This window comes from Microbacterium trichothecenolyticum, assembly GCF_041938625.1.
GTDB classification, from domain to species: domain Bacteria; phylum Actinomycetota; class Actinomycetes; order Actinomycetales; family Microbacteriaceae; genus Microbacterium; species Microbacterium trichothecenolyticum_D.
This window is the reverse complement of record NZ_CP169427.1, coordinates 3,589,977-3,601,797: the sequence shown is the minus strand read 5'-3', so window position 1 is coordinate 3,601,797 and position 11,821 is coordinate 3,589,977. Positions and strand designations below refer to the sequence as shown.

The following is an 11,821-nucleotide window of genomic DNA, read 5'->3' as shown; positions in this document are numbered from 1 at the left end:
CCTGCGGCATCCGCCATGATGGCTCCATGATCGCCTCGAGTCAGAAGCACTGGAGCGGCGACGTCGCCGATCTCCTCCGCGTGGGCGAGGGCTTCGTCCTCGCCGACGTCGACACCCGCTCGACGCCGGGATATGAGAAGGACAAGGCGCACGCGGCCGAGGACCTGCAAGCGGGTGCCGACGAGCTCGACGAGTATCAGGAGCGTCTCTACGCCCGCAGCCGCGTCGACGCCACGAACGCCTCCGTGCTGCTGGTGCTGCAGGCGATGGACTCCGCCGGCAAGGGCGGCATCATCCGTCACGTGGTGGGCTCCGTCGACCCGCAGGGCATCGTGCTGTCGGCGTTCAAGAAGCCCACGGAGGAAGAGCTGAAGCACGACTTCCTGTGGCGGGTCAAGCAGCGGCTTCCCGTCTCGGGCATGATCGGCGTCTTCGACCGCTCGCACTACGAGGACGTGCTCATCGGCCGGGTCAGGCGCCTCGCCCCCGAGCAGGAGATCGAGCGTCGCTACGCGGCCATCAACGACTTCGAGCGTCAGCTGACCGATTCCGGCACGAGGGTGGTCAAGGTCATGCTCCACATCTCGCCGGACGAGCAGAAGAAGCGGCTGATGCGGCGGCTCAACCGCCTCGACAAGCACTGGAAGTACAACCCGACCGACGTCGACGAGCGCGAGCTGTGGCCGCAGTACATGGCGGCGTACCAGACCGTGTTCGAGCGCACGTCGACCACGCACGCGCCCTGGTTCGTCGTGCCCGCCGACCACAAGTGGTACGGCCGCCTCGCCGTCCAGAATCTGCTGCTGGAGGCACTCGAGGACATCGACCCGCAGTGGCCGAAGGCGACGTTCGACGTCGACGTCGAGAAGCGGCGCCTCGCCGCCACCTGATCCCCGGCGACCCCCCTGCCGATCCGTCCGGTCGTCGGGGCGCGGCTCAGGCGAGCGCGTCGACGATGGGGCGGAACTTGACCCGGGTCTCGAGCAGCTCCTTGTCGGGGTTGCTCTGCGCGACGATGCCGGCGCCCGCGTGGGCGACGACCGGGATCGTCGCGCTGTGGGTCGCGTCGTCGCGCGGCGGCGGCGCGCCGATCTGCGCGCAGCGCAGGGCGATGGCCCACTCGCCGTTGCCGTCGCCGTCGACCCAGCCCACCGGGCCCGCGTAGCGGCCACGGTCGAATGGCTCGAGCCGGCGGATCAGGTCGAGCGCAGCATCCGTGGGTGTCCCCGCGACCGCCGCGGTGGGGTGCAGTGCCGCGACCAGGTCGAGGGCCGACGCGTGGTCGGCGAGGTCGCCCGCGACGTCGGTCGCGAGGTGCCACAGGTTCGGGAGCTTCAGCGTGAACGGCTCGGGGTCGGCGCGCAGGTGGCTGACGTGCGGGCCCAGCGTCGCGAGCACGCTCTGCACGGCGTACCGGTGCTCGTCGAGGTCCTTCGTGCTGTGCGCGAGGGCGGTGGATGCCTCGGTGTCGTCGTGTGCGTCGGTTCCGCGCGGGATCGTCCCGGCGAGCACTCGTGCGGTCACCACGCCGCGAGAGGCGGTCACCAGCGTCTCGGGGCTCGCGCCGATGAGGCCGTCGACCGCGAAGGTCCACGTGTCGGGGTAGTCGTCGGCGAGGGCGCGGACGAGTCGGCGCAGGTCGGCGCCGGCGGGGATCGTGCCGACGAGGTCGCGCGCCAGCACGACCTTCTCGAGCTCGCCGCGCACGATCGCGTCGACCGCCTCGCGCACCGCGGCCTGATAGCCGGCGGGGTTGAGCGTGCCCGGGCCGAGCGTGGCCGACCAATACGGACCGTACGGCGTGGGCTCGACCGCCGGGTCGGGGCGATCGACGTACCTCTGGCGGATGCGCGTGACCCACGATCGCCCGTGGTGCCGGCCGATGACCGCCTGGGGGATGGTGAGGAGGCTCGTCGCCGACGACCGCTCGTCGAAGACGAGGGTGCCGAACGCGACGAGGCCGGTGCCCGGCAGGCCCACCGGGTCGTCGACCTCTGCGGCGGCCGCGAGGTGCCGCCACTGATCGGCGGGCGACGGCAGGGTCGCCGGATCGATCCCGACCACGGCGCGGGGATCGCGCACGTAGCCGCCGGCCGAGCCGATGCCGACGATGCCGTCGCCGCGGCGCAGCCAGGCGAGAGGCTCGTCGGGAGAGGCGTAGGCGAGGAGGTCGTCGACGTGCTCGATCTCGCGGGTCTCGACCACCAGCTCAGGCGGACGGCGCGAAGATGTCACGACTCCAGCCTAGACTCGCCCATCCGGCGTGGGCGCCGGTCGCGGCCGCCCTTGTGCCCGTCGCGACGCCGGGTGAGGATGGCCCCGTGAGCGTGCGCTACCTGATCACCGTCGACCCCGATGCCGACCAGGGCGCGGTCGAGGCAGGCCTGCGCGACGCCGGCGCCGAGTCGGTCGCGGCGCCCGCGCCCGAGCTGCCCGACGTGTTCATCGCCACGGTCGACGAGTCGGTCGCCGACTATGCCGACCGTGCGCAGGCGGTGTCCGGGGTGAGGGTCGCCGAGCCCGACGCGTGGGTCGGCTTCGGGGGAGAAGCCGACGCGGAGCAGCGCGACATCGGTCTCATGCCCGCCGAGGACCTGCCCGAAGAGCGGCCCGCCGACGACGGACGCTGAGTCAGCGCAGCCGCAGCGGCGGGTGCGCGACGCTCGCCAGAGGACCGGCGCAGCGCAGCAGCGTCAGCACGACGCCCGCGGTGCCGTCGAGGACCGCCGGCGACCGGCCTTCCCGCACGCCGTGGCGCCACCTTGCGGTGCCGTCGGCCTCGATTCCCGAAGCGATGACGGATGCCTCGTACCGCGCCGCGCGCCGGTGCTCCTCGCGGGCGGCGGCATCGGTGGACCACGCCGCCTCGGCCCCGGCCAGGTGCAGCTCGACGACGCCCGAGCGACCGTGGCAGAGGGTGGCGTCGTCGCCCGGATCGTCGGGGAGCTCGCGCCGCGCGCGCTCGATCGAGCACAGCGCCCGGAGGTACGTCTCCTCGGTTCCGGCCCGATCGACCTCGCCGATGCGGGAGCGGAGCGCCGCCGCGATCCCGATCCCCGGAGCCCCATGGCACCAGGCGAGGCCGATCATCGGCTCGTCGAGGCGCAGGTCGTACCAACCGCCGTCCTCGGCGCCATAGCCCGCGTCTTCCCAGGTCCACGCGGCGTCGGTGAGCGTGCGATCCGCAGCCGAGATGCCCGCTGCGTGGGCGGCCAGCAGCGCCAGCCCGATTCCCGACGAGCCGTGCGCGAGGCCGGTGACGGCGCGATCGCCGTCGGCCATCGGCCACCGTGCGCCGCAGACGTCGACGACGGCTCGGTTCCGCAGGTCGCACACGAGGCGCTCGGCCGCCGCCGCGCGGTGCGGCTCCGCGCTCAGCGGCAGCGCAGCCGCCAGCACGGCGAGCAGATGGCCCGCCGCGCCGTCGAGAAGGTCCGCGTACCCGGGGAGCCACGAGTCGTCCGCGGTCGCGAGCGCCGCGACCGCGCGGGCTGCGAGCCCGCGGCCCCGGCCCGCGAGGTCCGGTCGGCCCAGCAGATCCGCGATCCGTTCAGCGGCGATCGCGATCCCCAGGTCGCCGCTCTGCCAGCCCAGCTGCCCGCGCCGGACGGTGCGGCGGGAGTCCAGCACGTCGGCGAGCGTCGCCTGCGCGAGCTGCGCAAGGGACTCGTCGCCCGCGTGCCGCGCGGCCGCGGCGAGGGCGAGGGCGATGCCCGCCCGTCCGGTGAGGAGGCCGTCGTCGACGGAGCCGGTTCTCAGGGCGGACCCGTCAGCGCCCGCAGCCAGGTCGATCTCGTCACCCATCCACTGGGGCGCCCCGCGGCCGTCGACGACGACGTCGGCGGCGAGACGGCGGGCGAGGGTGACGGCCGCCGCTCCCAGCTCGGCGGGCGACCGGACCGCCGTCGCCGGGGTACGAGAGTCCAGCTGGACGGCGGTCATGGTCGTGCCTTCCAGGGGCGCGTCACATCGAGGCCGACGGTGCTCGCGGCCGTGCGCAGACGGTGGGGCGCAGCATCCGTGTCCGTGATGAGGGCGGCGATCGCGGCGACCTGTGCGGTTCGCTGCTGACCGAAGCTGGTGCCGTCGGCGGGGTCCTCCGACATCCCGATGCCCGCTGCGACGCGACGCGTGGTCGGCGGAAACGACGCCTCCACGTACGGTGCGATGTCGCGGGCCCGGCGGCGGACGCTCGCGGCCACGCGGGCGCGGGCGGCTCGCGGCGTGTAGACGACGAGCACGTCGGGGCGGCCGTAGCCGGCGGGCGTCGGCAGGCACTTGAGGGAGAACGCGCTCCCGGCGTCCGCGAACGCGCCCATCAGCGGGGGCAGCAGGGCCGCGGAGTCCTCGGGGGAGCGGGCGTGCGCGTACCAGCGGTCGAGCGGGCCGTCGGGCACGCCTTCGCCGGAGTGCGCCCACCACCATCCCGACGCCTGGTCCCATCCCGACGATCCGCGGGCGATCGTCACGAGGTCGCCCGGCGCCGGGGTGCAGCCCGGTCGCGAGGACGAGACGATGCGATCCGTCGCGATGCGGAGGTGGCCGGGCGGGGCGGAGGAGGGAGGCTGGGATGCGACGACCGTGACCGTCGCGTCGCTCACGGCGAGCACGATCCAGGCCGCCGAGGTGCCCGCAGTGCGGCGTCGCATCGTCTCCAACAGGCCGATGCGGGGGAACATCGGCGGAGCGACGAGGGCGCGCGCCGGTGGAGCGACCGCGTCGCGTGGCTGACCGGTCCACCAGTTCGCATAGAGCCACTCCGCGAGCGGACTCTCGATCTCGACTCCGGTCGGGGCGTCCGCGCGCAGTGCGCGCGCTTCGTCCGAGTCCTCGACGAGCGCGAGCGCCCGGCCCAGCTCGCGCAGCGTCGCCGCGGCGGTGCGCTCGCCGCGCGAGGCGGACGCTTCAGCCGAGGCCTCCGAGGTCATCGTGCGAGGCATGAGCGCAGCTCCTCCGTGAGAACGGCGAGGTGGTCCTGGCGTGCGATCGCGAGCGCGACGACCCCGTGCGCCTGCTCCTCGTCGCCGCCCTCGCTCCGCTCGGCGACCTCGAGCGCGAACTGCGCGAGGCGCAGCACCGAGGCCAGCGCCACCCGCTCTGCGAAGAGGCCCGCCGCGCGCGACGAGATCCGCGCAGCCTCGCCGTAGCCTCGCACGAGGGCGCCGCCCGGCGACGGCAACCCGACCGCGGTCGACGCGTCGCGCAGGAGATGCTCGGCGACGAGGCATCCAAGGTCCCATGCGGGGTCGCCGGCCCCCGCGAGCTCCCAGTCGACGAGGACGGGGGACGGGCCGGGCGCGACCGCGACGTTGTCCCACTTGAGGTCGTGGTGCACGAGCGCACGCCCGGCCGGTGTGCGCAGGCGCGCGGCGGCGGCCATCAGGGCCGGCTGCGCACGGAGGAGTGCGATGAGCGCGCGCGTCGCCTCGGCGAGGTCGAGGCCGACCGTCGCGGCGTCCGTGCGTTCGCCGGGGCGCAGCACGTGGAGCACGAGGGGCGGACGCGCCGGCGGCAGCGGCAGCCCGGCGGTCGCGCGATGCACGGCGCCCACGCGGGCGCCGAGAAGACGGAAGAAGGCGTCGGGATCGCCGATCGTGTCGGAGACGAGGGCGAGAGACGCCGGATGCCCCGCCCCGAGATCCTCCACGACGAGGATGCCGTGCTCCTCGTCGACGGCCGCGGACGACGGGATCGCCGCCTGCAGAGGGAGGCACCACCGTGCCATGCGCTGGACGAACAGCTCCGCGCCGAGGCCTTCCTGCGCAGCGCCCGTCGTTCCCGTGTCGGTTGCGGTGAACACGCCGGACTTCACGACCACGCGGCGATCGTCGGGAAGGTGCACGGCCCACACGCCGTGGGCGCGGGACAGGTCGGTCGGCTCGGCGCGCAGCAGCTCAGTGGGACCGAGCAGCCCCACCGCGCGCAGAGCGCTGACGGACGGATGCGGGGTGGTGCCCGCATCCGTCCGCACCATGGTCGCGTCGGCGATCACTCGTCGAACAGCCCCTCGCCGTAGGCGTCGCCGCCGCCGGACTGGAGCTCCTCGATCGCTGCGGCATAGCCGGCCGCGAAGCCGGCCTCGTAACCGCCCTGCTCGACGCCGAACGGGTCGGCGCCGCCGGGCTGCGGTCCGGGTCCTGTCACGATCGTCGTCGTCTTCTTGGTGATCGTCGGCGTCACGGGGCAGGCGATCTGGACCGATTTGATCACCTTGCACTGCAGCGGGATGACCGTCTTGATCGTCCCGCACTCCGGCAGGCTGATCGTCTTGGGCAGGCACGCCACCACCGGAGTCCGCAGCTTGACCGTGATCGTCGGCTTGAGGACGATCGGTCCCCGCGCCTTCAGCACCGCCGCACTGGCGTCGACGAGTCCCCAGCCGTACCGGTCGTTCGGCACGGGGTCGCTCGCGACGTCGCGGAGCGGCTTCGCCGTCGAGCGGAGGATGTCGCCGACCTCGGCCGACGTCAGGCTCGGCTTGACCGCCTTGACGAGCGCCGCGACACCCGCGACGTGCGGGGTGGCCATCGACGTGCCCGACAGCGTCGCGAGGCCGCCGGCGAGGTACGTCGACAGGATGCCCACGCCCGGCCCCGAGATGTCGATGTGCGGTCCGGTCTGCGAGAACGCCGCGCGCGACTCGTTCGACTGGATCGCGGCGACCGCGATGACGTCGGGATAAGCCGCAGGGAAGCTCGGTGACGAGCTGCCGTCGTTGCCCATCGCGGCCACGACGACCACGCCCTTGCTCACCGCGTATGCCACCGCACTCGCCTCGACAGAGGTCGACGACGGGCTGCCGAGGCTCATGTTGATGACATGGGCGCCGTTGTCGGCCGCGTACCGGATGGCCGCCGCGACGTCGGCGGACGAGCCCGTGCCGCTCACGCGGCCGTCGCTGATCCGCACGACCCTGGTGAGGGCCTTGATCGGCATGATCCGCGTCTCCCAGCCGACGCCCGCGACGCCGACCGCGTTGTTCGACACGGCGGCGATGGTGCCCGCGACGTGCGTGCCGTGGCCCACCTCGTCCTCGGGGATGGGGTCGCGCCCGGCGAAGTCGCCTTCGAAGCGCCACCCCGGGTTCGGCGTCGGGTTCGGACCCAGGTCGACCATGTCGAATCCCGGGACGAGCAGCGGCGCCAGCTCGGGGTGATCGAGATCCACGCCCGAGTCGATGACCGCCACGACGACGCTCGCGGACCCCTTCGTGACATCCCATGCGTCGGGGGCGTTGATCTTCGTGAGCCCCCACTGCGCCGCGAACTGCGGGTCGTTCGGGATGACGCTGGCCTCCCGCCACCGGTTGGGCTCGGCGATCTCGACCTCGTCGAGTCCGGCGAGCTCGGCCGCCGCCTTGTCGGGGGCGATCTGCGTGTCGATGCGCACGCGGAACGACCGGCCGAGGATCGACTCCTCGGGTTCGGGCACGCCGTCCAGCGCCATGACGGAGCGCGCGATGCCCTGCGACGGCGGGGCGAGGCGCGTGATGTCGTGCGCACCCAGGCGGGCGAGCACGGCGTCGACCCCCGACACCCCGAGCGCGTCGGCGAGCGACAGGCCGAGACCGCCGGGATGGATGGGCACCGATGCCGTCATCACGTCGGCGGCGTCGGATCTGAGCGTGATGATGACCTCGCCGGGGATGACGTCGTCGCCGTCGATGTAAAGCGGAGCGGACGCACCAAGTTCCGCCCGAGGAGCGGGCGTGCGCTTTCGCGACGAGCCGCCGGATGTTGCAGCCATTTTCGAACTTCTCTCGTCAAGGGCCGCGAGGTTGCGGCCACCGTGGAGGAGGGGTGGCGGGAAGGGGCTGATACAGCCCTACACTGGGCCGGGTGCCGACCCCGACGCAGCGCCCAGGCAACCTGAATTCCGACCGCCCCGTGCCCGGAGCCCCGCTCCAGTTCCGCTGGCGCAAGTGGGACGGCGGGCCGCACTGGGTCAACGACTGCATCTACCTGGGCAGCGACCGCTGGGGCGACTGGGTCGGCCAGCCCTCCGGCTGGCGGAACGTCCGCCCGGGGCTCGAGTTCCTCGCAGACGGTCCCAACGTCACGCTCATCCCGCCGAGCGGCGACTACGCGATGACCGTGCACGGCGCCCCGCGACGAGTGCGCATCTACATCGACGTCGCGTGGGACATCCGCTGGGACCGGCGCGAGCCGCGCGGCATCGACATGGACCTCGACGTCGTGAAGGCGATCGACGGGCGCGGGCTGTTCATCGACGACCGCGATGAATGGGACGAGCATCGGGTCGCCTATGGCTACCCGCTCGACCTCGTCGACCGGCTCGAGGCGCTCGCCGTCGATCTCGAGCGACGCGTCGCGGCGGCGGAGGCGCCGTTCGACGATGCGACCCCGAACGGGTGGCTCAGCCGTCTCGCCTCCTACGACGGAGTGGCGCCGCCGCCACCGGTCTCGTTCGCGAGCGCGAGCGACGCCGGCCCCGGCACGGGCGGAACCGCCGCCTAGACTCGAAGCCGTGGCATCCCAATCCCACCCCTCCGATCACGAGCCGAACCGCGCCGACCTCCACAAGGACCCGTCGCGCGTGAGCGGCATGTTCGACCAGGTCGCGGCCGGCTACGACCGCACCAACACCGTGCTGAGCATGGGCAACGACCGGTTCTGGCGTGCGGCGACGACGCGCGCGGTCGACCCCCGGCCGGGCCAGCGCATCCTCGACCTCGCCGCGGGCACGGGCGCCTCCAGCGTCGCGCTCGCGGGCCGGGGCGCCACGGTCGTCGCCGCCGACTTCTCGCCCGGCATGATCGCCGAGGGTGAGCGCCGGCACCGCAGCATCCGGAATCTGTCCTTCGTGCAGGCCGACGCCACCGCCCTGCCCTTCGGCGACCACGAGTTCGACACGGTCACGATGTCGTTCGGGCTGCGCAACGTCCACGAGCCCAAGAAGGCGCTGAGCGAGCTGCTGCGCGTCACGAAGCCCGGCGGCCGACTCGTCGTGTGCGAGTTCTCGCACCCGCCGTCGAAGGCGTTCAACGGCCTGTATCGCTTCTACAACGACCGCGTGCTGCCGGTCGTCGCGAAGACCGTGAGCTCGAACGCCGAGGCCTACGACTACCTGAACGAGTCGATCCGCGACTGGCCCGACCAGCGCACGCTCTCGGCATGGATCCGTCAGGCCGGATGGACGGATGTCGCGCACCGCAACCTCTCGATGGGCATCGTCGCGCTGCACCGCGCCACGAAACCCCAGGCCTAGCGGCCATCGACGGGCGGCGGACCGCGACGAAACGCGCCCCCGGTAGGCTGGACGCGTGACACCGACAGCGCCGGGCTCGCATATCGCGGGCAAGCTGGGCCTCACCGACCGCATCTTCGCGGGCGCGCGATCGCGCGGCCTGCTCAAGACCGTCGAGGCGGGGCTCAAGCGCGTCGACAGCGCCCTCGAGCGTGAGCTGCGGGTGGCAGACACGCTGGCCAACGTGACGAGCCGCTACCTCTACGACGCCGGTGGCAAGCGGATCCGCCCGATGCTGGCGCTGCTGACCGCCCAGCTCGGCGACGGCGCGACGGACGAGGTGATCGACGCCGCGACGGCACTCGAGATGACGCATCTCGGATCGCTGTACCACGACGACGTGATGGATGCCGCCGACAAGCGCCGCGGCGTCCCCAGTGCGCACGCCGTGTGGGGCAACAGCATCGCGATCCTCACGGGCGACCTGCTGTTCTCGCGGGCGAGCCAGATCATGGCGCGTCACGGCGACGAGGCGATCCAGCTCCAGGCCGACACGTTCGAGCGGCTCGTGCTCGGGCAGATGCACGAGACCGTCGGGCCACAGGACGGCGACGACCGTGTCGCGTTCTACCTGCAGGTGCTCTCCGACAAGACGGGCTCGCTCATCGCGGCCGCCGCGCAGTCGGGCATCGTCTTCTCGAACGGGCCCACGGAGTTCGAGCAGCCGATGGTGACGTTCGGCGAGAAGGCCGGTGTCGCGTTCCAGCTGCTCGACGACGTCATCGACCTGTCGGCCGACCCCGACGAGACCGGCAAGGTTCCCGGCACCGACCTCCGCGCGGGCGTTCCGACGATGCCGTACCTCGTGCTCGGACAGCGGACGGATGCTGCGTCCCTCGAGCTGCGCGAACGCATCGACGACGGTGTGGCGCGCATCGCCGACGGCGCCGACCCCGCGATCCTCGATGAGCCGCTCGCGCAGCTGCGCGACCACGAGGCCACGCAGGCGACCCTCGACCTCGCCAATGCGTGGTCGACCGAGGCGATCGAGGCGCTCGCGCCGCTGCCGGATGGCCCGGTGCGGGAAGCCCTCACCCGGTTCGCCCAGGCCGTCGCCGACCGCTCCAGCTAGACCTCACACGTTTCGTCTCCCTCGCTCGTTCGACGACCGGGGCCGAGGCGAGTCCGGAATCCGAAAGGACCACCATGACCAAGCTCCGGCTGGCGATCGTCGGCGCAGGACCGGCGGGCATCTACGCCGCCGACATCCTGCTCAAGGCCGAGCGCAAGTTCGACGTGTCGATCGACCTGTTCGAGCAGCTGCCCGCCCCCTACGGCCTGGTCCGCTACGGCGTCGCCCCCGACCACCCTCGCATCAAGGGCATCATCACGGCCCTGCGCGAGGTGCTCGACCGCGGCGACATCCGCCTCTTCGGCAACGTGCGCTTCGGCGAGGACATCACCCTCGACGACCTCAAGCACCACTACAACGCGGTCATCTTCGCCACCGGCGCGATCCGCGACACGGACCTCGACATCCCCGGCATCGACGCCGTCGGATCCTACGGCGCGGCCGACTTCGTGAGCTGGTTCGACGGGCACCCGGATGTGCCGCGGGAATGGCCGCTGGACGCAGCATCCGTCGCCGTCATCGGCAACGGCAACGTCGCACTCGATGTGTCGCGCATGCTGGCCAAGCACGCCGAGGACCTGCTGCCGACCGAGATCCCCGACAACGTGCACCAGGGTCTGGCCGCCTCGAACGTGACCGACGTGCACGTCTTCGGCCGTCGCGGTCCCGCGAACGTCAAGTTCACCCCCCTCGAGCTTCGCGAGCTCGGCGAGCTGCGCGACGTCGACATGGTCGTCTACGACGAGGACTTCGACTACGACGACGCGGCCCGCGCCGCCATCGCGAGCAACAAGCAGGTCATGGTGATCGACCGCGTGCTGCAGTCGTGGCGCACGCGCGACTCGGTCAACAACAACGGCGGCACGGCGTCGCGCCGCCTGCACCTGCACTTCTACGCCAAGCCGCTGGAAGTGAAGACGGATGCTGACGGCCGCGTGTCCGCACTCGTCTACGAGCGCACCCGTCCCGACGGGGAGGGCGGGGTCGTCGGCACCGGCGAGCTGCGCGAGGTGCCGATCCAGGCGCTGTACCGGGCCGTCGGCTACTTCGGATCGCCGCTGGACGGCGTGCCGTTCGACGACCGGCACGGGGTCATCCCCAATCGCGAGGGCCAGGTGCTGAGCAAGGACTCCAACCAGCGCGTCAACGGCGTCTACGCCACCGGCTGGATCAAGCGCGGACCGGTGGGCCTCATCGGCCACACCAAGTCCGACGCGATGGAGACGGTCCGTCACCTCATCAACGACCAGGGCACCTGGTGGCAGCCGGCCGACCCGTCGGAGGCCGCCATCCCGGCTCTCCTCGCCGAGCGTGGCGTGGCCTGGACCGACCTCGACGGCTGGCACCGCCTCGACGAGCACGAGATGGCGCTGGGCGCACCCCACGAGCGGGCGCGCATCAAGGTCGTGCCGCGCGACGAGATGGTGACGATCTCCCGCGGCACCCCCGCTCGTTGAGCCTGTCGAAACGCCGCCCTTAGGC

Annotated in this window: 11 protein-coding genes; 6 read left to right on the top strand and 5 right to left on the bottom strand. The window is 72.5% G+C overall.

What is annotated here, in order from left to right:
• The first annotated feature begins 26 nt into the window (after positions 1-26).
• Complete coding sequence (locus ACEYYH_RS16765) at positions 27-890, top strand: PPK2 family polyphosphate kinase (protein WP_374975445.1); 864 nt, start codon at positions 27-29, stop codon at positions 888-890.
• A gap of 46 nt (positions 891-936) precedes the next feature.
• On the opposite strand, the gene ACEYYH_RS16760 is transcribed toward ACEYYH_RS16765, so the two are convergent.
• Positions 937-2,235, bottom strand: coding sequence for an isochorismate synthase MenF (locus ACEYYH_RS16760; protein WP_374975444.1), 1,299 nt, complete (start codon positions 2,233-2,235; stop codon positions 937-939).
• Between the two features lie 86 nt (positions 2,236-2,321).
• Here ACEYYH_RS16760 and ACEYYH_RS16755 point away from each other — a divergent pair, with 86 nt between their 5' ends.
• Positions 2,322-2,630: a hypothetical protein gene (locus ACEYYH_RS16755; RefSeq protein WP_374975443.1), complete on the top strand. Its 309-nt coding sequence runs from the start codon at positions 2,322-2,324 to the stop codon at positions 2,628-2,630.
• Position 2,631: 1 nt separating this feature from the next.
• Here the strand turns inward: ACEYYH_RS16755 and ACEYYH_RS16750 are convergent, their stop codons facing one another.
• From ACEYYH_RS16750 to ACEYYH_RS16735, 4 genes are read right to left on the bottom strand one after another with little or no spacing between them, the layout of a single operon-like run.
• Positions 2,632-3,942, bottom strand: a complete 1,311-nt coding sequence (locus ACEYYH_RS16750) for a lanthionine synthetase LanC family protein (RefSeq protein WP_374975442.1) — start codon at positions 3,940-3,942, stop codon at positions 2,632-2,634.
• Positions 3,939-4,940: a T3SS effector HopA1 family protein gene (locus ACEYYH_RS16745; protein WP_374975441.1), complete on the bottom strand. Its 1,002-nt coding sequence runs from the start codon at positions 4,938-4,940 to the stop codon at positions 3,939-3,941. The genes ACEYYH_RS16750 and ACEYYH_RS16745 overlap by 4 nt, the downstream gene beginning before the upstream one ends.
• Entirely contained in the window at positions 4,925-5,992 is a 1,068-nt protein-coding gene (locus ACEYYH_RS16740; RefSeq protein WP_374975440.1) for a phosphotransferase family protein, read from the bottom strand. Before ACEYYH_RS16740 ends, ACEYYH_RS16745 begins: the two co-directional genes overlap by 16 nt.
• Positions 5,989-7,746 (bottom strand): S8 family serine peptidase, encoded by a 1,758-nt coding sequence (locus ACEYYH_RS16735; protein ID WP_374975439.1) that lies wholly within the window; start codon positions 7,744-7,746, stop codon positions 5,989-5,991. The genes ACEYYH_RS16740 and ACEYYH_RS16735 overlap by 4 nt, the downstream gene beginning before the upstream one ends.
• A 92-nt stretch (positions 7,747-7,838) precedes the next feature.
• Here ACEYYH_RS16735 and ACEYYH_RS16730 point away from each other — a divergent pair, with 92 nt between their 5' ends.
• The 4 genes from ACEYYH_RS16730 to ACEYYH_RS16715 all read left to right on the top strand — a co-directional run bounded on the left by ACEYYH_RS16730 (position 7,839) and on the right by ACEYYH_RS16715 (position 11,796).
• Positions 7,839-8,477 carry a DUF402 domain-containing protein gene (locus tag ACEYYH_RS16730; RefSeq protein ID WP_374975438.1) on the top strand — a complete coding sequence of 213 codons (639 nt, stop codon included), beginning with the start codon at positions 7,839-7,841 and terminating at the stop codon, positions 8,475-8,477.
• A 10-nt stretch (positions 8,478-8,487) separates the two neighbouring features.
• Positions 8,488-9,228, top strand: a complete 741-nt coding sequence (locus ACEYYH_RS16725) for a demethylmenaquinone methyltransferase (RefSeq protein WP_374975437.1) — start codon at positions 8,488-8,490, stop codon at positions 9,226-9,228.
• A gap of 55 nt (positions 9,229-9,283) precedes the next feature.
• Entirely contained in the window at positions 9,284-10,339 is a 1,056-nt protein-coding gene (locus tag ACEYYH_RS16720) for a polyprenyl synthetase family protein (protein ID WP_374975436.1), read from the top strand.
• 74 nt (positions 10,340-10,413) lie between these two features.
• Entirely contained in the window at positions 10,414-11,796 is a 1,383-nt protein-coding gene (locus ACEYYH_RS16715) for an FAD-dependent oxidoreductase (RefSeq protein ID WP_374975435.1), read from the top strand.
• Positions 11,797-11,821 lie beyond the last annotated feature (25 nt).